Source organism: Pyrococcus sp. ST04 (assembly GCF_000263735.1).
Taxonomy (GTDB): domain Archaea; phylum Methanobacteriota_B; class Thermococci; order Thermococcales; family Thermococcaceae; genus Pyrococcus.
Genome location: NC_017946.1, coordinates 1,564,235 through 1,585,289 on the forward strand (window position 1 = coordinate 1,564,235; position 21,055 = coordinate 1,585,289).

A 21,055-nucleotide genomic window follows, 5' to 3' on the forward strand; every position below is an offset into this window, starting at 1 on the left:
GAAAAGAAGGAAGAAAACTATTCGGCAAAGGTTATCACCTTAAGGTGAATTGGCCTCCTGACAACATTAGCTTTTTTAGCTCCAATAAGGTACCTAACACCCTTCTCACTAACAACATCTATCAGTCTCTGGGTTATTATACCATTGAACACTATCGCATAGACCGATTCATTTTCTTCAATTGCACTTAGCAGATCTCTTGTATGTACCTCACTTATGACATTCTTGTTTTCATCGAGCAATAGTGCAATTGGATCTGAAGAATTCTTAACTTTCTCAATAAATGGTTCAAATTCTTTATAATTTGGCTGAAGAACTTTTAGTGGTTTAACTATTTTTTCATTTGCTTTCACAACCGTTCTTTGCTGAGTTATTTGCTTATTCTCCTCCTTCTGTTCTTCTGTTTCCTTTATTTCAGTTTCTTTCTCTCGCTCCTTAACTATCTCATAGAAACTTTTGCCCTTGTTGAATAGTTCATTCATAACTTGCTCGGCAGGAACCTTGCTTCTTAGGGCCTTAATTATTTCCTTCTTTGTTAACTCCTCAACCTCCTTGCCCTCGGGAGCCCTCGCTACATAGTCTATGTCAGCAACCTGGAGAAGTTCTTTGAGTATCAGCTCTCCACCCCTATCACCATCAGTAAACGCTGTAACTATCCTTTCCTTACTGAGCCTAATTATAGTTTCTGGAATTGAAGTTCCCTCAACAGCTATTGCATTCTTTATACCATGCCTTAGCAAGTTTAGAACATCCGCTCTGCCCTCAACTACTATTATTGAGTCAGAGAACGGGACATGAGGACCTGCAGGGAGCTTTTCGGGACCGTATTCAATGAGCTCCATTTCTCTTACGGCCTTCCTTACCTCCTCGACGAGTTCCTGAGTCTCTGGAATCTCTTCCTCCATGAGGGTTTCGAGGATTTCCTTGGCCCTCTCTATGATGTATTTCCTCTTTGTTGCCCTAACATCTTCTATTTTTATTACCCTGATTTTTGCCTCACAGGGCCCTACCCTGTCAATTGTTTCAAGTGCTGCAGCTATTATTGCAGTTTCCACCCTGTCCAAGCTTGAAGGGACGAGAATTGTTCCATAAGTTTTACCTGCTTTTGTGTGAACTTCAACTTTTATTCTTCCAATTCTTCCAGTTTTTTGAAGCTCTCTTAGATCTAGGTCGTCTCCCAGTAATCCCTCAGTTTGACCGAATATTGCTCCAACAACGTCAGGCCTTTCAACGACACCATTAGCCTCAAATTCAGCGTGAATTATGTATTTTGTAGTCCCAAAATCATCTTTTCCTGCCATAACACCACCCTCTTTTAATTTTTCGAATCTCTGCTTTTCAGATAGGATATGCTGAAGTATCGTTCGTTTTCTTTTCATTAAATCCCCTCCTCGGGGGGCCAGAAACGGAGACTCAGGCTCTCCCACAGGGAGTATAAATCTTCTATTCCTTTTGCATCTTTCATCGCAATGAACTTAAGTTCTCTCCTGGTTTCAATGTCTACCTTAGTTAAACCTTCAAGGAGGGAATGCAATTTCTTAGCCAATTGCTCTCCCGTGTTATCAAAGTCTGTGAGGATCATTACTTCTTCGTATTCAGATGCCATTAGTGCAATATCTGCAAGGGATGAGCGGGAGAGCCTGAGTATCTCCGTTCGGACCCCCAATTTCCTCAGGGATTCCTCATCTCGCTTTCCTTCGACGATTATTAGGCCCGTAAACTCTCGCAGTTTTTCGATTATCCTTTCAAATCTGTCAATATTTTCGGGGTACATAGCCCCGTCAAGTAGTAAGGCTAACTTGAGAGTTATAAGTTTAGCGATTAACAAACCTCCTTAATTCTCCCATGGTAAGTGAAAGGCTCTTCATAGAATTCTTCAATTAGCCTCTGTAACTTCCTCGATATCTGAATTTGAACTCCCCACGAACCTTCGATTTTTCCTTCAGCAGCCATTCTACCCAAGAACTTCTTCATTTCCTCACTAAGAGGGGAAGGTTTACACCTAGCCCAGGGGGTTCCGGGGAGGGGCATAAAGTAATGAGCCCTAACTTTTCCACCTTTCCTCATTATCCATTTCATAAGCTCTATACTTTTTCTCTGGCTCTCAAAGCTTTCTCCAGGAAGACCCACTATAAAATCAACAACAGGCTCAAGCCCATATTCAAGAGCAAGCTCAACAGCATTCATAACATGTTCAACCTTGTGCAACCTATGCATTGCCCTAAGCATCGCATCATCTCCACTTTGGGCCCCTATAGCAAGTCTTCTAGTGTCTGTATATTCGATAAGTAACTCAACGGTTTCCTTAGTAACAAATTCTGGTCTAACCTCACTTGGAAAAGTTCCATAAAACAGCCTTCTACCCTCCTTTCTTAGAGGTTGAAGAGCTTTAAGTAGAGCCTCCAGCTTTTCTATTTTCAGTATAGCACCAGGACTTCCATAAGCAAAGGCGTTGGGTGTTATGTACCTCATGTCCTTCATACGCCGAGAGTACTTGACGATTTGATCTATTGGCCTGTGCCTCATTCTAAACCCCTTGGCGTAAGGAGTTTGACAGTAATAGCAACCAAAGGGGCAGCCCCTACTAATTTCCATTGGAGATATCAACCTAAGTCCTTCCGGATAGGGTGGGAACCTCCAGAAGTCCTCAACTTTTGCAAATCCCGTAAAAACGAATTCACTTCCAAGATAAAAGGCGAGACCTTTAATTTTCTCCAGATATCTACCAACCTTGTATTCTTTCCTCTTCAACTCCGTTAGAAGATTAAAGAGTACCTCTTCACCTTCTCCAATAACTGCAATGTCAAACCCCAAAATTCTCAACGTGTGCCTAGGCATTGCCATTGCATGGTAGCCACCTGCAACAAATATTGAGTCGAGTTTACTCTTTAGAAAATCAAGTTCCCTCTTAACTTCTTCAACCTCCTGAGAATAAAAGGAATAAAGAACAACTTTGGGCCTAGCTCTCACTATCTCTTCCAAACTCTTGGTTACAAGGATATCTGACAAGTCATAGCCCTGGCTCTCCAATGCAGCAAGAAGATGAACGAATGCATTATGATTCCTTCTTGTTATTCTTACAGCAACCTCGACCACGAGAAGACGTTACAAAATAACTTTAAAAATAATACTAAGGAGAGAAGAAGTCAGCTCCTAATTGCGAGCTTAATGTCCTCAGCCTTAACGGTCTTTCTGCCAGCGTGCTTTGCAAGGTCAACGGCCTTTCTTGCGATCTCAAGGGCCTTCTCTTCGAGGTGCTCAGCAAGAAGCTTTGCTGCCTGCTCGCTAACTCTCTGAGCACCTGCCTTCCTTATAAGCCTGTCAACTGGGGCAATTGGTAACTCTCCCATCATCCACACCTCCTACAAGCTTCTTTCATTGGAATTTGGGCCCTAAAAGTATATAAACTTTTCGGAATTCTCAGCCCTCCAATCCCCCTATAGAGGAATGGGGCAATAATGAATAATTAATAGTAGAATATCCTTCCAATGTTAATCATCCAAGGTCAAGATAGGGTGGCTAAAAATTATATAAGGAACTACCTAGGTAAGAGTTCTAAATTTCCCATGCACTACTATCTAGGCTTACAACTTCTTCAAAAATAATCCCCTCAAATAATAACCCTTGCAAAATAGCAATGACAGGGCTACGGCCATAATATCCGCCAAGCTACCAGGGTTTCTCAAATCACCTCTCTCACTCATAAATCTTTCGAAATATTCGATTTTTAAAGTCCCATGCAAAACCTTTCTAGCCATCTCCTTCACGAGTTTTGCCTCTTCCTTACCAGCCTTTCTTAGAATTAATGTATCCTCGTATCTTGCCAAGAGCTCCAGAAATGTTTTTCTAATGCACTCCTCTAATTCCAAAGAGCCACATAGTCTCTCTAGCATTTCAAGAGTTTCATAAGTTATCTCGTAACTGTGCAACCACTCACAAAATATCAGCTCCCTTGGACAACTGATTTCCGCAAGCCTCCAGAGGTTTATGTCATCTTCAATGAGTTCCTTAAAAGAAGAGTCACTATAAACATCGTACTTTACTCCTTTTGGAATTCCCTTTGGATTTGCTATCCTTATGGCCTTATAGAATTCGACGGAGTCTAGGGGTGTTGAGTTAAAAATCAAGTTAGTAGCAACTTTACCAGCATCCTCAATGGAAGCTCCTGAAGATATAGCCACTATAAGAGGAACTGAAAGCGTAACCACCCCAAAGTTAGGGTTTGCATCTTGATACTTTTTTGAGTTTGAAACTGCAGTCTTTATCAACTCACCAATCCCTACTTCATTGGGTTTTATCTTCCCCTCCTTGAGAAGGATCCCCCTTTTAACAGCTTCAATATAAGGGCCAATTAAAGCTGTATTTGCAAATAGAAAATGATAGAATGTTAAATCTTCAAAATCTCTAAGCCTTGAAACATTTCCTGGCTTGGGAACAGCTACCTCTACTAGGCTCCCCAATATGAAAGCCCTCACAACATCCACACTGCCCACCGCTATTTCTCAACCGTCAGCTTCCCAATAAGTTTTTGCACTTTTATTCTAACAGTGAAGTTGCCTTCATTCCCGGCGTTGTTGTTGAACTTCCCAATTATCCTGGATACAGAAATCTCAGGCTTTGCATTCTTAGGAATAACTACATTAACTTCACCAAGAACGTTTTCTGCTTCAAAGCTCTCAAGAACCTTGACATCAAGCTCACCAAGAACATTTTCAACGACGACTTTTCTTGCAGACGATATCCTAACTTCACCGAGAATGTTCTCAAAATTTACCTTATCGACGTTAACATCAACAATAAGCTTTCCAAGAACATTGCCCAGTACAAGCTTTGAGATGTTTGTGCTCTCTATTATAATTACTGGCTCTTCATACTCCGCACAGTTGTGGCAGAGAATTATCAACGTTCCATTTCTATTTGTCACTTCTACTGGAACATTTGAAAGCACCTTTCCTTGTCCTTCTTTAATAATCACCCTTCCAACAGCGTTATCTATGTTGATAGCCGAGAAGGTGAAAGTTCCAATTTCCATTACAGGCCCCGTGGCTTTTTTGCCGTTGCACTCACAGTGGCACTCCTTGAGATGGGAGGTAAGGTCGGTTATGTGGACAAAGAGCAACGCAACTGTAGCTAATACCACAACACCCACAACAACAGCAACCAAGATGAGTACACCGAATATAGAGAAACCTCTTCTCAACAACACTCACCAAACTACAATAAGTAAGAATAAAATATAAAAACTTGTTGGTAAATTCACTTGAGAAGCTTGACAAATTCTCTCATCCATGCGTATAAATCTGCAGGGACTCTAGAGCTAACCCAATTCCCATCAACGACGACCTCAGCGTCAATCCACTCAACGCCGGCATTTATCATGTCGTCTTTTATCCCTGGATAGCTAGTACCTTTTCTTCCCCTAAGAACACCAGCCGAAATTAGAATCTGAGGTCCATGACATATGCTTGCAACCGGTTTGCCCTCGCTGAACATTTTTCTGGCTATCTCAACGGCTTTCTCATTGAGCCTAACCCTCTCAGGAGCCCTACCTCCAGGAAGAACTAATGCATCGAATTCATCAGGGTTAACTTCTTCAAAAGCCAAGTCAACGTCCACTGAGTATCCGTGCTTCCCAACGATAGTTCCTCTCTTAAAGCTTGCAATAAAGACCTCATGTCCCTCTTCTTTGAGTCTGTGGTAGGGATAGATAAGCTCAACATCCTCGAACTGGTCAGCACTTAGTATTAACACCTTCATGCTCATCACCAACCCTATATTCGAGACCAACGGATAAAACACTACCTATGAAAGAACATTCACACTTTTTTTACACAAGTCCTAAAACCTCACAATCCTCATAATTGGCCAATTATATTTTTAAATAACTTTGAGGAACCCCAGATTAGGCGAGCCTAATTAGGAGGTGGGAGAGATGAATATAAAGCCGGGAAAGATTACAGTTCAAGCTAATCCTAATATGCCAAAAGAAATTGCCGAGTTATTTAAAAAGCAACACTATGAACTCGTTGGAAGACACAGTGGTGTCAAGCTATGTCACTGGCTTAAAAAGAGCCTAACCGAGGGAAGATTCTGCTATAAACAGAAATTTTACGGAATACACTCTCACAGATGCCTCCAAATGACTCCAGTCTTAGCATGGTGTACTCACAACTGCATCTTCTGCTGGAGACCAATGGAGACATTTCTTGGAGTTGAACTTCCTCAACCATGGGATGATCCTAGCTTTATAGTAGAGGAGAGCATAAAAGCTCAAAGGAAATTACTGGTCGGTTATAAGGGCAATCCTAAGGTGGACAAAAAGAAGTTTGAAGAAGCATGGGAACCAAGACATGCAGCAATAAGCCTCTCAGGGGAGCCTATGCTGTACCCATACATGGGAGACCTCGTGGAAGAGTTTCACAAGAGAGGATTCACAACATTCATAGTTACTAACGGAACAGTTCCAGAAAGGCTAAAGGAGATGATAAGAGAAGATAAGCTTCCAACACAGCTTTACGTATCTATCACAGCACCCGACATAGAGACCTATAATAGGGTAAATATTCCGATGATACCCGATGGATGGGAGAGAATAATGGAGTTTTTAGAGCTGATGAAGGATGCGCAAACAAGAACGGTAGTTAGGCTCACCTTAGTCAAAGGAGAAAACATGCATAGTCCTGAAAACTATGCAAAGCTTATACTCAAAGCTAGACCAATGTTCGTGGAGGCTAAAGCATATATGTTCGTTGGCTACTCGAGAAACAGGCTGACAATCAATAACATGCCAAGCCACGAGGAAATCAAGCAATTTGCCGAGGCATTAGTAAAGCATCTCCCAGGCTACCACATTGAGGATGAATATGCACCAAGCAGGGTAGTTCTCATAATGAGAGACGACATTGACCCGGCAGGTACTGGACTTGAAGGAAGATTCATTAAGCATTGATTCCTAATCTTCTTACTCTTCTTTCACTATGGGATAAACCTATAAATGGACTTAGTTGAAACACTTCTGGAGGCGAGAGCCATGTCAGAGGAGAGGAAGACAAGACAGGCAGAGGTAAATATAGGGATGGTTGGTCACGTTGACCACGGTAAGACAACCCTAACGAAGGCACTAACCGGCGTGTGGACTGATACCCATAGCGAGGAACTGAGAAGAGGAATCACAATCAAAATAGGATTCGCTGACGCTGAAATTAGGAGATGCCCAAACTGTGGAAGATATTCAACCTCTCCAGTCTGTCCATACTGTGGGCATGAAACTGAATTTATAAGGAGGGTCTCGTTCATAGACGCTCCAGGACACGAGGCTTTGATGACAACCATGCTCGCCGGGGCATCATTGATGGACGGTGCAATTCTTGTTATAGCGGCCAACGAACCATGTCCAAGACCTCAAACCAGAGAGCATCTCATGGCTCTTCAGATAATTGGACAAAAGAACATAATAATAGCCCAGAATAAAATAGAGCTTGTCGACAGAGAAAAGGCCTTAGAGAATTACAGACAAATTAAAGAATTCATAAAAGGAACAGTTGCAGAAAATGCGCCAATAATTCCAATTTCAGCCCTTCACGGAGCAAACATAGATGTCCTCGTAAAGGCGATTGAGGACTTCATACCGACACCAAAAAGAGACCCAAACAAACCACCAAAGATGCTGGTTCTTAGAAGTTTTGATGTGAATAAACCAGGAACGCCCCCTGAGAAACTCATTGGAGGAGTTCTTGGAGGATCAATAGTCCAAGGTAAACTTAAAGTTGGGGACGAAATTGAGATAAGACCTGGTGTCCCCTATGAAGAGCACGGAAGAATAAAATACGAACCAATAACAACCGAGATAGTCTCTCTGCAGGCCGGCGGAAGATTCGTTGAAGAAGCATATCCAGGAGGGCTAGTTGGAGTTGGAACAAAACTGGATCCCTATCTAACTAAAGGAGACCTAATGGCAGGAAACGTTGTTGGAAAGCCCGGCAAGTTACCTCCAGTATGGGAAGAGCTTAGACTCGAGGTACACTTACTTGAAAGAGTAGTCGGAACTGAACAAGAGCTCAAGGTTGAGCCGATAAAGAGAAAGGAAGTTCTCCTACTCAACGTCGGAACCGCAAGAACGATGGGTTTAGTTACAGGACTAGGAAAAGATGAGATAGAGCTCAAGCTTCAGATTCCAGTATGTGCCGAGCCTGGGGACAGGGTGGCAATAAGCAGGCAGATAGGCTCAAGATGGAGACTTATAGGTTACGGATTCATTAGGGAGTAGCCATGAGAAAGATTTGGCTAGTTCTCCCTGATACAAATTTTCTTTTCATACCAGGTCAATTTGGAGTCGATATAATTTCAGAATTTGAAAGAATTCTCGATGTCAAGTACAAAGTTATGATACCAAATGTTGTCCTCGAAGAACTCAAGACGATAATAAAAGAAGGTAAGGTTAAAGGAAAAGATCTAGTAGCGGCAAGAATGGCATTAAAGATTGCTGAAAGGTTTCCAGTCATTTACATTGGGGAGTTCATGTCGAAGACAACAGATGAGCTACTATACGAATATGCAATAACTAACGACAACGTGATAGTGTGCACAAACGACAGAAGACTAAGAAAGAGACTAAGGGAGGCAGGTGTTCCGGTTATATTCCTAAGACAGAAGAAAAAGCTTGAACTTGAGGGAATTCTCGATTAAACTGACATAACGACAAAACCATGCTCGAAATATTATTTAGGAGCCAAAGAAAATTTTGCATTTTGGGTGAAATTGTTGAGGATAGCTGTAATCGGAGCCGGAACTATAGGAAGTGCTGTGGCAAAGGCATTAGCAGAGGCAGGCTATGAGGTAATTGCAACGAGAAGAAAGATAGAGAAGGTCAAATGGCTCGAGAACTACGGAGTTAAACTCGAAAAAGACAATAAGAAGGCGAGTAAATGGGCCGATGTTGTTATAATTGCGGTAAAACCAAACAAAGTCGGTAAAATTCTCGAAGAAATAGAAGAGAATATCAGTAACAAAATCGTTATTTCCCTCGCGGCAGGCATTCCAATAAGACTACTTAAAAAGTTCGTCCCTCAAGCAAAGTTCGTGAGAGCAATGCCAAACATAGCGGTTCTCGTTAAAGAATCTTTCACCGCATATTCTGCAGAAGACCTTAACGAAGAAGATATTAAGACGGTAGAGAAAATATTCAGTTCCTTTGGTAAGTGCCTGAAAATTGACGAGGAGTACATGGACGCAATAACGGGGCTAAGTGGTTCTGGCCCCGCATACGTTTCAGTATTCTTGGAGGCCATGATATATGGGGGACTTAAAGTAGGCTTACCACGGGATATAGCGAGGCTCGCAGCGGCTCAAACTCTTCTCGGGACTGCTAAGCTGTTACTTGAACTTGGAGATCACCCGGCGGAGATAAGGGACATGGTGATAACTCCCGGTGGAACAACCATCGACGGAATCTTCGAGCTAGAAGAAGGAAAGATAAGGACTGCAATAATGAAGGCAATAGACGCAGCAACCAAAAAATCAAAGATACTCTCAACAAAGATAGTCAACGAGGAATAAACTGCTATCCTCTAGCTATAGACAGAGCATACTCTACTTTTTCTTCTTTTAGCTTTGTCCAGTACTCCCTAAGCTCCTTGACTTCAAAGTCACTGTTGACTTTCCACTCAAGGGCTTTTGCAAGTTCAAAGGCCAAGTTTGCATCTAGGACTAAGGGGACATTCATATCCGCTGCAAGCCTCCTAACTATGTAATCCCTCTCAATTGCATACCCAGTCGTCATAACTATGTCAATTTCCCCTCCCTTGAGCATGCTGGCAATTTCTTGGACACTCTTTGGCTCACCCTTGCTGAGACTACCCTCAACTGTGTATACAGTTATTCCAAGCTTCTCCAGAATCTTCACCGTTTCTCCTAAGATGGAACTCTTTTCCCAACCATACACAAGGGCAGATTTCTTTGGCATCTCATTTGGCTTCGCCGAGAGCCAGCTCTTGAGAAGAGCGTCCTCATAGTAAGTTCCCAGAGAAGCCACTTCCCCTGTAGACCTCATTTCTGGGCCTAAGAATGGGTAGGCACCTTGAAGCTGTGCCCACGAAAACTGCGGACTCTTAACAGCATACGCCACGGGGGGTATCTCGTAATACTCTCCCTCAACACCCATCGACAACTTTCCATCAAGCACGGCCTGAGCTGAAAGCTCCATTAGGTTCACTCCTCTAGACTTACTCGAGAACGGCATAGAACGACTTGTCCTAAGGTTGAGCTCGAGAACATAAGGCTTCCTATCAACTATAAACTGAACATTAAACGGCCCCTTTATGTCGAGCTCATTAGCCAATGCATAAACTATCTCTCCCATTTTCTTTGCATTTTTCTCTCCTATTGTCCTCCAAGGGGTAACCATTGTGGAATCCCCACTATGAACACCGGCGCTTTCGATGTGCTCTAGTGTTACTCCAACAACCCTCTTTCCGTCTGAAACAGCATCTATCTCAGCCTCAACCGCGTTTATGAACTTTGAAACGACAACGGGATGATCAGGAGAAACTTCTGTTGCCATCTTTAGGTAATTCACAAGCTCTTCCTCACTCCAAGCGACTTTCATGGCGGTTCCGCTGAGCACGTAACTTGGCCTCACTATCACTGGATATCCAACGTCTTCAGCAAACCTTAAAGCCTCTTCAATGCTCTCTGCAGAAATCCACTGGGGTTGTGGTATCCCAAGCTTTTCTAAGAGCGCCGAGAACTTTGCCCTGTTCTCAGCTCTGTCAACGCTCTTTCCAGAAGTTCCCAACAACTTAACTCCAGCTTTTTCAAGCTTCCTGGCAAGAGAGTTAGCCAGCTGACCACCCGCAAAGGCGACAACACCCATAGGCTTTTCGAAGTTGTATATATCAAGAACGCGCTCGAGTGTTATCTCCTCAAAGTACAGCCTATCACTCATATCCCAATCTGTAGAGACTGTTTCTGGATTATAGTTTATTATTGCAACCTCTATCCCCCTCCTCCTAGCCGCGTTAGTAAAGTTTACAACAGCCCAGTCAAACTCAACACTCACGCCAATCCTGAACACTCCAGCCCCAAGGACAATTATCCTGGGTTTTGAGGGGGAAGGTATGTCATTCTCAATTCCATCGTGGGTTACATATAGGTAATTTGTCTTTGCTGGAAACTCTCCAGCCAGCGTATCTATGCTCTTGATTACAGGTTGTTTCCTCTTCCATTTCCTGCCGGTCAGTAGCTCTATCTGAGCATCACTAAACCCAAGCTTCTTTGCTTCTTCCACCAGCTCCTCACTGGGGTTCCTCCTTAACTGCTCGGCAATGTTAACCAGATCCTCGACAACATACAGGAAAAACTTATCGACTTTTGTAATCTCGTACAGCTGATCAACTGTTGCTCCAAGCCTAAGAGCTTTTGCCAAGTGCATAAGGAGGTAGGGTTCCCTTCTTTTGAGCCTGAGGAGGACATTTTCAAGAGGCTCATCTCTGAGGTAATATTTCCCTATCAGCTCGTCCCCAATATCCAACATCCTTATTGCCTTCTGAAAGGCTTCATGGAGGTTCCTTCCTATGGCCATAACTTCACCGATGCTCTTCATCTCACTCCCTATACTTCTACTCACACCATCAAATTTCTGAAGATCCCACCTTGGAACCTTGACCACCACGTAGTCGAGGCTTGGCTCAAATGCAGCAGTCGTGACGCCGGTAACTGTATTCCTAAGCTCATCCAAAGTGTAGCCTATTGCAAGTTTTGCAGCAATATAGGCCAATGGGTAACCTGTAACCTTACTCGCCAATGCAGAGGAACGGCTCATCCTTGGATTAGTTTCAATAACGTAGTATTCTTCAGAATTCGGACTGAGGGCCAGTTGCACATTTCCCTCCCCTATTAGTTCAATCGCCTCAGCAACCTTTATTGCCGCGGTCCTCAAGATTTGATAATCCCTATTTGTGAGGGTTTGAGACGGCCCAACAACCGTGGATTCACCTGTGTGAACTCCCATGGGTTCAACATTTTCAAGACAAGCAACGGCAACGGCGTTGCCATTTCTATCCCTAACAACTTCGAATTCTATCTCTTTCCATCCGTCCAGATATTTTTCCACAAGAACCTTTCTTATCTCGCTCTGGGCAAAGGCCCTTAGTATGTACTCCTCAAACTCCTCTCTAGAATGAGCTATGAATGAACCCCTTCCTCCTAGGTTGAAACTTACCCTAACTATTACGGGGAATCCAATGTTTTCTGCTATCTCAATTGCCTCTTCAGGAGTTTTAGCAGCACCACTCGGAGGAACAGGCAACCCCGCTTTTATCATGGTCTCCCTGAACTTTTCCCTGTCAAGAGCCCTCTCTATTCCATGAACAGGCGTCCCAAGCACCTTAACATTATACTTCTCAAGCACTCCCTTTTTGTACAATGACACTCCCAGCGAAAGTGCAGTCTGACCCCCAAATCCCAGTAGAATCCCATCAGGTTTCTCCTTCTTTATTATTTCCTCCACGAATTCCTCCTTTAGAGGAACGAGATAAACCTTATCAGCCATTTCATGGCTTGTTTGGATCGTGGCAACGTTTGGATTAACTAAAATTGTCTCAATCCCCTCCTCCCGTAAAGCCTTCAAGGCCTGGCTCCCGCTGTAATCAAACTCAGCAGCCTCACCTATTTTAATTGCTCCCGACCCTATAATTAGAACTTTTGACAGCTTTTCAAGCATCATCCTTCCCTCCCAGAAGTTTTACAAACTCATCAAACACCCATGTCGAATCCCAAGGTCCAGGAGAAGCCTCGGGGTGATATTGAGTGGCTATTATCGGAAGATTTTCATGCTTTATACCCTCAACCGTATTGTCATCAAGGTTTATCATCCATACAGAAAACTCATTTAGCGTTTCAGGTATTATTGCATAGCCATGATTCTGAGTTGTTACAAAGGCCTTCCCACTTTCCAGATCCTTAACAGGCTTGTTGATTCCCCTGTGCCCGTATTTCAGCTTGTATATTTCTGCTCCATCTGCCAATGCGAGGATTTGCTCTCCTAAACAGACCCCCATTGTTGGTATTTCTTCTTCAATAACTTTTTTGGCACTCTTTGCTACACTTTTAAGCAGTACAGGATTACCAGGTCCATTTGAAAAGAACACTCCATCAGCATTATAGTCGTAGTAAGCCTCGATAACATCCCAATTCCAGGGTATTCTTACCACCTTCACTCCCCTCTTGAGTAGCTCTCTAAGGATTCCATACTTAACGCCCATGTCGACCATTACAACTGTGTAGAGAACTCTGTCTGGTTCATGAATTATCGGTTCTTTTGGAGAAACTAGTTCAACAAAGTTCGTTGTTTCGTAGTTGATTTTCTGCACATTGTCAAGAACATCCTCTGGATTTGAACCATCCGTGATTATAGCCCCCCTCATCACACCCTTTTCCCTAATCTTCTTAACAAGGGCCCTTGTATCTATGCCCTGCAGACCTGGAACTCCCTCCCCCCTTAGCCATTCATCCAAGGTCATTACACTACTCCAGTGGTTCGGCCTCATTAGTCTTGAAACTATAAAGCCTTCAACTTTTATGGAGTCCGATTCATAATGTTGTGGAAGTCCATTCTCAGTGAGATTCTTGCTAGGAACGCCGTAGTTTCCCATTAGAGGATTAGTTTCTACAAGTATCTGTCCCCTATAAGAGGGATCCGTTAGTGATTCTGGATATCCAACCATGGCGGTCGTGAACACTACCTCTCCGTACCTTACCGTCCTCGCACCAAAGGGTTTCCCTTTAAGAATTGTTCCATCTTCCAGTACTAGATACCCCACTTCACTACCCATGAAGTGCCCTCTCAAGCTGGGAAGTGGAATATTTATATGCCTTTTGTAACTACTGATGCAAAAATGTAAATATAATGTTACAAATAGAACTAACTTTTCCTCATTTTAAGAATGAGATCCTCTAACACACTATATGCAGAGGGGGCATCTTTTCTGTCAACTAAAAGCACAGTATCTTTGTAGCAGGAAATCACTTGAGTTAAGTTTATCCCGTTGACTGCAAGGGCCGTTGTAATGAACGCTATTATTCCTGGAGTCTGCATAATTCCATAGGGGCTTATAAGAATTATTGCAGTCTGACCGTCGACTACATCAACTATTCCCTCTTTAAGGGCTCTAACGACTTCCTCCTTGTCCTCATTGGCTATTGCAATTGTAAAAGTGTCAACTCCCTGAGACAACTGAAAGAACCTTGTTTTCTTCATAATTTCAAGTATGTCATTTATTCTAGCAAGAGCAACTTGTTTATTTACAGTTATAACAGCCAAGTCAGACTGGAGCTCAATTACCGTTTTTGCAATAACTCTTCGAATGGACTCTTCAAACTCAGCCCTTTCACTACTCAACTCTTCTCCGAGTCTTATGAGAGCCATTTTTATTGCTCCCGTAGACGCTTTAATCCCCTTCTTTTCAAGTTCTACCTGGAACAACCTAGCTAAAGCACTATAATTCACAACTCCAAGAATCATTAGCTCCCTTACGCATGGCTTAGTCATTACAAGATCCTTAACGAGCTTAGAAATGCTTTTCTTTTCTTCTTCCATATACAACACCTTGATGAGATGAAGTGACAAAATGTTAAAACATTTTCTATTTAGATAGTTCGGAATCAAGGCATGTCAAGTTGTCCAAAGTTTTAAATTCAAAGGCAGAAATTGAACACCCTGGTGGGCTCAAATGGGTGATGGTTTTTGGACTGAGCAAAGCCATAAGGAGAAGTAAAAAGAACGCAATTATAGCCGAGTTGAAACTCTATTCTCCAAAGTATGGAGATCTCTTGAGAGGCAGGAACCCCTTTGACATTCTAAGGAAGTATGAAAGAGCAGGAGCAGTTGGCATATCCTACATAACTGATCCCAAGTACTTTAGGGGAAGTTTTGAGTTCTTTAAAAAACTCTGCAAAGAGACCGAACTTCCAGTTCTCAGAAAAGATTTCATAACGAGTAAGGAAGAAATAGAAAAAACAGCAGAGGCTGGCGGATCTGCAATACTCCTAATAACCAGAGTATTAAAAGAGGATATTTTTGAGTTCGTAGATTACGCCCTAGAACACGGGCTAGATACATTAGTAGAGGTTCATACTACAGAAGAACTCGAGATTGCCGTTCAAACAAAATCAACAATGATCGGAATAAACAACAGGGACATAGGGAAGCTAGAACTTGACGATGGAACTGTAAAATTAACAGAACTCCTTGCCCCCAAAATCCCAAACAAGTTCATCAAAGTAAGTGAAAGCGGAATAGCAACAATAGAGGACCTAAAAATAGCCCTAAAGTATGCAGACGCCGCCCTTATAGGAACAGCCCTTATGAAAGCAGATGATCCCGAAAAACTCCTCAAAACTTTTGTGGAGGCAAAACCATGAGTCTTCTTGAGAAAATAATAAACAGGGAAAACTTAACTTTTAAAGAGGCGTATAATCTATTTGACGAACTCCTAAGAGAGAATGAAGTCAGGATAGCTGCCTATCTGGCAGCAATGCAAACAAAAGGATACACAGCTGAAGAAATCGCTGGACTCGCAAAAGCCATGCGAGATAAGGCTGTAAAAGTGGATCTAGGTAAAGTCGCGGACACCGCGGGAACTGGAGGGGATGGGGCCTCAACAATAAACGTTAGCACTGCATCAGCACTTATTCTCTCAGCCTTTACAAAAGTAGCAAAGCACGGAAATGTCTCTATAACATCAAAAAGCGGCTCGGCAAACCTCCTTGAAGCACTAGGCATTAACATAAGAATCCCCCCAGAAAAAGCAAAGGAGATGATAGAAAAAACAGGATTCACGTTTCTATTTGCCCCAATGTATCACCCCGCTCTTAAGAGAATAATGCCAGTTAGAAAGCTCCTTAGAATAAAGACTGTCTTTAACATACTCGGACCTCTAGCAAGCCCCGCAGAGCCAAGCTATCAAATCGTTGGAGTCAACTCACAGGATCTAATTGAAAAAATTGCAAGGGCACTGAGCTACCTTGGAATAGAAAGAGGCTTAGTAGTTCATGGAGAGGGATTAGATGAAGTAAACCCAAGAGGAGAGACTATAATAGCCGAGGTAAATGGAAAGAAAATAGAAGTTTACACAATAACCCCAGAGGACCTTGGCCTAACACCAGCTAAAATAATCCCATGCAATTCTCCCCAGGAGAGCGCCGAGAGAGTAAAGGCTGTTCTCTCAGGGAATGGAAGGAAAGAGGACAAAACATTCATCTTGGCAAATGCAGCGGTTGCACTGTATGCCGCAAAAGTTGTTGGTGACATTAGAGAAGGTGTTGAAGCAGTAAACAACGTTCTTGGAGAAGAAATGATCAGAAAGCTGGAGGAGATAGCATGCATTTCAAAAAGCTGACCCATGTTGATCCAATAAAGCTGTACAGTGTAATCCGAGAATTTGATTTCCCCTTTATTCTTCTTTCAGCAGAAAAAGACAGCAAAAAGGCCAGATACACATATATCTCAGCCCAGCCAGAATTCATCGTTGAAATTTCCGGCAAAGGGGCTTACATTGATGGAGTAAAAATAAGCGATAACACAAACCCATTCTCGGCATTAAAAGGCCTCATAAAGGACAGAATTGAAGGAGAAAGATTTATGGGAGGCTTCGTTGGCTACATAGCATACGATGCAGTGCACAACTACATAGAGGGAACCGTAGAAGAACCCTCGCTTTTTGCATATTATCCTTGGGTCTTCGTGTACGATCATCTCAAGGGAGAACTGAAGTTTATATCCCTTAAAGAACCCCCATTCGACCCAGAGAGTATCGTCAAGAGGGCTAGAAACGAGCAAGTCATAGAAGAAAAAGGCGGAGCTACAATCACGAAAACAGATGCCAACAAGGAGGGATTTATAAAAATCGTCGAGAAAGGAAAGGAGTACATATTCTCAGGAGACGTGTTTCAAGTCGTTCTTTCGAGGCAGTATGAAGTAAAGTCAGATCTGGATCCGCTAACGATACACAGGAGACTTACAAGAATAAACCCTTCCCCATACACCTTCCTCCTAGAGTTTAAGAAGACATTAGTCGGGGCTTCGCCAGAAACAATGGGAGCCGTGGAGGGGAAAATATTTAGAATAAATCCAATAGCTGGAACAGCTCCTAGGGGGAGAACTCCCGAAGAAGATGAAGAAATAAAAAGAAAACTTCTTTCCGATGAAAAAGAAAGAGCAGAGCACGTAATGTTAGTTGATTTAGCAAGAAACGACGTTAGGAAAGTTTCAAAGCCAACAACTGTTAGGTTAGTTAGATTCTTCGACGTGATAAAATACAGCCACGTCCAGCATATAGAGAGTGAAGTCGTTGGAGAACTTGCAGATGACAAAGATATGTTTGATGCAATAGAAGCATCGTTCCCCGCCGGGACCCTCACAGGAGCCCCAAAGATAAGGGCCATGGAGATAATCGACGAGCTTGAGAAGAGCAGAAGAAGGATATACGGAGGTGGCATTGGATACTTCTCAGCAACTGGATGGGCAGAGTTTGCAATAGGGATAAGAATGGCAGAGATAGAGAAGAAGAAAGCATACGTGAGAGCAGGGGCCGGAATAGTCGCTGATTCACTTCCAGAAAAAGAGTTCTACGAAACAGAGAACAAAATGAGGGCCGTTTTAAAAGCTCTGGGGGGTTGACGGATGATTCTAATAATTGACAACAGAGATTCATTTGTTTGGAATTTAGCAGAGTATGCATCATTCTTCGACAAAGTAAAAGTCGTATCAAACAGAATAACTCCCCAAGAGGTCAAGAAGATTGACCCTGATGGGATAATAGTATCCCCAGGACCAGGACATCCCAGGGATAGAAGAGAAGTAGGGAATTCCCCAGAGATAATTCTAGAAGCAGAGGTTCCAGTTCTTGGAGTTTGCCTTGGACATCAGATAATTGCAGAGGTGTTTGGAGGAAAAGTTGAGAGAGTTAAGCCCAGGCATGGAAAAGCCAGTCCAATAAGACATGATGGAGAGGGGATATTCAGGGGAATAAAGAACCCCCTAATGGGGGGAAGATACCACTCCCTGGCAGTAGTCGAGGTTCCAAAGGGCTTCAAGATAACTGCTGTTTCTCTCGATGACAACATAATAATGGGAATAAGACATAAGAAAATGCCAATAGAGGGAGTTCAATTTCATCCAGAAAGTGTTCTCACGGAATGGGAAAGCAGAGAGGGTCTTAAGATGATTAAAAACTTTGTGGAGATGACAAGATAATGTTCGTGAAGATTTGTGGAGTTAAGAGCCTAGAAGAGCTTAAAATTGTTGAAAAATATGCAGATGCTACGGGAGTCGTTGTTAACTCAAACTCCAAAAGGAGGATAGATTTGGAGAAAGCAAAGAAAATTATAGAGCACTCAACAATACCAACTTTTCTCGTCTCAACCATGATTGGATTCTCAGAATGGGCAACGGCAATAGAAAGAACAAATGCCAAATATATCCAGATACACTCGAATGCTCTTCCCCAGACCATAGAGGCTCTAAAAAGCGAGTATGGAGTGTTCATAATGAAAGCCTTTAGAGTTCCAGGGAAAAGCGACAATCCCGAGGAAGACGCGGAGTTACTTCTTGACAAGATCCATGAGTACGAAATTGACAGGGTTCTCTTAGATACCGGAGCAGGTACTGGAAAAATGCATGATCTGAGAGTCTCAGCTATAATAGCCAAAAAAATTCCCGTAGTAATCGCAGGAGGATTAAACCCTCAAAATGTTGAAGAAGTCATTAGAAAAGTAAAGCCATTTGGAGTTGACGTTTCTTCTGGAGTTGAGGGGGAAAGAGGGAAGGACGAATCTCTAGTGAGAGAGTTCGTTAGGAGGGCAAAAAATGTGGTTTGGTAGATTTGGTGGTCAGTTCGTTCCTGAAACCTTAATTGAGCCCTTAAAAGAATTAGAGAAGGCATATAAAAAGTTGAAAAATGACAAAGAGTTCCAAGAGCAACTAGACTACTACCTAAGAAACTGGGCCGGAAGGCCAACTCCCCTATACTATGCAGAGAGGCTAACCAAAAAAATCGGCGGAGCAAAGATATACCTCAAGAGAGAAGACCTACTTCACGGCGGAGCTCACAAAACAAACAATGCAATAGGTCAAGCTCTTCTCGCAAAGTTCATGGGGAAAAGCAGACTGATAGCAGAAACTGGAGCCGGCCAGCACGGGGTTGCAACCGCAATGGCAGGTTCACTGCTTGGAATGAAAGTCGACATATACATGGGCGCAGAAGACGTCGAAAGACAAAAAATGAACGTCTTCAGAATGAAACTGCTTGGAGCCAACGTTGTTCCAGTTCACTCAGGGTCAAAGACGCTCAAAGATGCAATAAACGAAGCCCTAAGAGATTGGGTAGCAACTTTTGAATACTCTCACTATCTCATAGGCTCAGTCGTTGGGCCGTATCCCTATCCAATAATAGTTAGAGATTTTCAGTCAGTAATAGGAAGAGAGGCAAAGCAACAGATACTCGAAGCCGAGGGAACTCTACCAGATGCCATAGTCGCCTGCGTTGGAGGAGGAAGTAATGCAATGGGGATATTCTACCCATTCGTTGGAGAGAAAAGGGTGAGACTGATAGGGGTAGAGGCTGGAGGGAAGGGACTCGAAACTGGTCTGCACTCAGCATCACTCAACGCCGGAGAAGAAGGAGTATTTCACGGAATGCTGAGCTACTTCCTTCAAAATGACGAGGGCCAAATAACACCAACTCACAGCATAGCTCCCGGCTTAGACTATCCAGGAGTTGGACCGGAGCATGCGCACTTAAAAGAGAGTGGCAGGGCAGAATACGTTGTGGTTACGGATGAAGAGGCGCTAAGAGCGTTTCACGAGTTGTCAAGAACTGAAGGGATAATACCAGCCCTAGAATCGGCGCATGCAGTTGCATACGCAATGAAACTTGCCAAGGAAATGGATAGAGATGAAGTAATAATAGTAAACTTGTCTGGAAGAGGAGACAAAGATCTAGATATCGTATTAAAGGTGAGCGGGAATGTTTAAGGATCATTCCATAATCCCGTATTTAACGGCTGGAGACCCTACTGTAGATTCAACTTTAGAATTCCTCCTGGCAGTCGATGAGTTTGCTGGAGCAATAGAGCTTGGCATACCTTTTAGCGACCCGATGGCAGATGGAAAAACAATTCAGGAGTCACACTTCAGAGCCCTCAAAAACGGGTTTAGACTCGAAGACGCATTCTATATAATAAGAGAGTTCAGAAAGCACTCAGAAACTCCTCTTGTGATAATGACATACTACAATCCAGTATATAGAACGGGTATTAGGAAGTTCGTTGAGAAGGCTAAAGATGCCGGGGCAGACGGGATGCTCATAGTTGACCTCCCAGTCACCCACGCGGGAGAGTTTTTAGACATTGCGAGAGAAGAGGGAATTAAAACCGTCTTTCTTGCCGCTCCAAACACGCCAGACGAAAGGCTCAAAGAGATAGATAAAGCAACAACAGGATTCGTTTATCTAATATCCCTCTACGGAACCACTGGGGCCAGGGATAGAATACCAGAAACTGCTTTTAAGCTACTAAGAAGGGCCAAGAAGATCTGCAAAAATAAGGTGGCCGTAGGCTTCGGAGTTTCGAAGAGAGAACACGTAGAAAGCTTGTTTGAAGCAGGTGCAGATGGTGTTGTCGTGGGTAGTGCATTGATAGAAGTGATAAATAAATTGGAACCATCCCATAGCAAACAGACAATATTCACGGAATTACAGATGAAGATGAGAGAGCTCTCTGGAATCTAACAGACCTACCCTAAAAGGAGAGGTTTGAAAAAGAAAAGTCATATTGATCTGCACTTTTTACTACTATTTGCAAGTTTTATTGTTACACATTTTAAAAATTTAAAACTAAACATGAAAATGCGTCAAAAAATAGTACCTTAATTATGTTTTCCTTGAATTCACCACTGTGAGTTAGCCTTAATATTTGTAAAAATGACCATAATATTTAAACATTGAAGCACATAATCTTTCCGGGACCACCAAACTTGTCTACCGAAATATGTATAGTTGAA

The 21,055-nt window shown here is 42.8% G+C and carries 21 protein-coding genes; 11 read left to right on the forward strand and 10 right to left on the reverse strand.

The annotated features are described in order from the left end of the window. Positions 1–17: 17 nt before the first annotated feature. The 7 genes from dnaG to pfpI form a co-directional block, all read right to left on the reverse strand. Positions 18–1,379, reverse strand: a complete 1,362-nt coding sequence (gene dnaG, locus PY04_RS08330; RefSeq protein ID WP_014734682.1) for a DNA primase DnaG — start codon at positions 1,377–1,379, stop codon at positions 18–20. Beyond that, a complete protein-coding gene (locus tag PY04_RS08335) occupies positions 1,379–1,774 on the reverse strand; it encodes a toprim domain-containing protein (protein WP_048056240.1) in 396 nt (131 codons plus the stop codon). The genes dnaG and PY04_RS08335 overlap by 1 nt, the downstream gene beginning before the upstream one ends. Positions 1,775–1,821: 47 nt before the next feature. Further along, positions 1,822–3,096 (reverse strand): TIGR04013 family B12-binding domain/radical SAM domain-containing protein, encoded by a 1,275-nt coding sequence (locus tag PY04_RS08340; RefSeq protein WP_048056122.1) that lies wholly within the window; start codon positions 3,094–3,096, stop codon positions 1,822–1,824. 50 nt (positions 3,097–3,146) lie between these two features. Next, positions 3,147–3,350 (reverse strand): archaeal histone HpkB, encoded by a 204-nt coding sequence (gene hpkB / locus PY04_RS08345; RefSeq protein WP_048056241.1) that lies wholly within the window; start codon positions 3,348–3,350, stop codon positions 3,147–3,149. Positions 3,351–3,584: 234 nt separating this feature from the next. After that, entirely contained in the window at positions 3,585–4,484 is a 900-nt protein-coding gene (locus PY04_RS08350; RefSeq protein ID WP_014734686.1) for a triphosphoribosyl-dephospho-CoA synthase, read from the reverse strand. 11 nt (positions 4,485–4,495) lie between these two features. Next, positions 4,496–5,200 (reverse strand): hypothetical protein, encoded by a 705-nt coding sequence (locus PY04_RS08355; protein WP_048056124.1) that lies wholly within the window; start codon positions 5,198–5,200, stop codon positions 4,496–4,498. 56 nt (positions 5,201–5,256) lie between these two features. Beyond that, positions 5,257–5,757 carry a deglycase PfpI gene (gene pfpI / locus PY04_RS08360; RefSeq protein WP_014734688.1) on the reverse strand — a complete coding sequence of 167 codons (501 nt, stop codon included), beginning with the start codon at positions 5,755–5,757 and terminating at the stop codon, positions 5,257–5,259. Positions 5,758–5,932: 175 nt separating this feature from the next. On the opposite strand from pfpI, the gene twy1 reads away from it, so the two are divergent. The 4 genes from twy1 to proC all read left to right on the forward strand — a co-directional run bounded on the left by twy1 (position 5,933) and on the right by proC (position 9,555). Next, entirely contained in the window at positions 5,933–6,949 is a 1,017-nt protein-coding gene (twy1, locus tag PY04_RS08365; RefSeq protein ID WP_014734689.1) for a 4-demethylwyosine synthase TYW1, read from the forward strand. Between the two features lie 81 nt (positions 6,950–7,030). Then, positions 7,031–8,266, forward strand: coding sequence for a translation initiation factor IF-2 subunit gamma (eif2g, locus tag PY04_RS08370; protein WP_014734690.1), 1,236 nt, complete (start codon positions 7,031–7,033; stop codon positions 8,264–8,266). Between the two features lie 2 nt (positions 8,267–8,268). Further along, positions 8,269–8,685, forward strand: a complete 417-nt coding sequence (locus tag PY04_RS08375) for a PIN domain-containing protein (RefSeq protein ID WP_014734691.1) — start codon at positions 8,269–8,271, stop codon at positions 8,683–8,685. A gap of 75 nt (positions 8,686–8,760) precedes the next feature. Further along, positions 8,761–9,555, forward strand: a complete 795-nt coding sequence (proC, locus tag PY04_RS08380; RefSeq protein WP_048056125.1) for a pyrroline-5-carboxylate reductase — start codon at positions 8,761–8,763, stop codon at positions 9,553–9,555. Between the two features lie 4 nt (positions 9,556–9,559). On the opposite strand, the gene carB is transcribed toward proC, so the two are convergent. The 3 genes from carB to PY04_RS08395 form a co-directional block, all read right to left on the reverse strand. Continuing rightward, complete coding sequence (gene carB, locus PY04_RS08385) at positions 9,560–12,718, reverse strand: carbamoyl-phosphate synthase (glutamine-hydrolyzing) large subunit (protein ID WP_014734693.1); 3,159 nt, start codon at positions 12,716–12,718, stop codon at positions 9,560–9,562. Continuing rightward, the gene (gene carA, locus PY04_RS08390) at positions 12,711–13,829 is read right to left on the reverse strand and encodes a glutamine-hydrolyzing carbamoyl-phosphate synthase small subunit (protein WP_014734694.1); all 1,119 of its coding nucleotides are present in this window, start codon (positions 13,827–13,829) and stop codon (positions 12,711–12,713) included. The genes carB and carA overlap by 8 nt, the downstream gene beginning before the upstream one ends. 89 nt (positions 13,830–13,918) lie before the next feature. Continuing rightward, a complete protein-coding gene (locus PY04_RS08395) occupies positions 13,919–14,593 on the reverse strand; it encodes an ACT domain-containing protein (RefSeq protein ID WP_048056126.1) in 675 nt (224 codons plus the stop codon). A gap of 137 nt (positions 14,594–14,730) precedes the next feature. Here PY04_RS08395 and trpC point away from each other — a divergent pair, with 137 nt between their 5' ends. From trpC to trpA, 7 genes are read left to right on the forward strand one after another with little or no spacing between them, the layout of a single operon-like run. Next, positions 14,731–15,417: an indole-3-glycerol phosphate synthase TrpC gene (gene trpC, locus PY04_RS08400; RefSeq protein ID WP_048056127.1), complete on the forward strand. Its 687-nt coding sequence runs from the start codon at positions 14,731–14,733 to the stop codon at positions 15,415–15,417. Beyond that, positions 15,414–16,394 (forward strand): anthranilate phosphoribosyltransferase, encoded by a 981-nt coding sequence (gene trpD / locus PY04_RS08405; protein WP_014734697.1) that lies wholly within the window; start codon positions 15,414–15,416, stop codon positions 16,392–16,394. Before trpC ends, trpD begins: the two co-directional genes overlap by 4 nt. Then, entirely contained in the window at positions 16,376–17,674 is a 1,299-nt protein-coding gene (locus tag PY04_RS08410) for an anthranilate synthase component I (protein WP_048056128.1), read from the forward strand. Before trpD ends, PY04_RS08410 begins: the two co-directional genes overlap by 19 nt. Before the next feature lie 3 nt (positions 17,675–17,677). Continuing rightward, entirely contained in the window at positions 17,678–18,250 is a 573-nt protein-coding gene (locus PY04_RS08415; protein ID WP_014734699.1) for an aminodeoxychorismate/anthranilate synthase component II, read from the forward strand. Next, positions 18,250–18,876: a phosphoribosylanthranilate isomerase gene (locus PY04_RS08420; RefSeq protein ID WP_014734700.1), complete on the forward strand. Its 627-nt coding sequence runs from the start codon at positions 18,250–18,252 to the stop codon at positions 18,874–18,876. Before PY04_RS08415 ends, PY04_RS08420 begins: the two co-directional genes overlap by 1 nt. Next, entirely contained in the window at positions 18,863–20,029 is a 1,167-nt protein-coding gene (trpB, locus tag PY04_RS08425; protein WP_014734701.1) for a tryptophan synthase subunit beta, read from the forward strand. The genes PY04_RS08420 and trpB overlap by 14 nt, the downstream gene beginning before the upstream one ends. Continuing rightward, positions 20,022–20,783 (forward strand): tryptophan synthase subunit alpha, encoded by a 762-nt coding sequence (trpA, locus tag PY04_RS08430; protein WP_014734702.1) that lies wholly within the window; start codon positions 20,022–20,024, stop codon positions 20,781–20,783. The genes trpB and trpA overlap by 8 nt, the downstream gene beginning before the upstream one ends. Positions 20,784–21,055 lie beyond the last annotated feature (272 nt).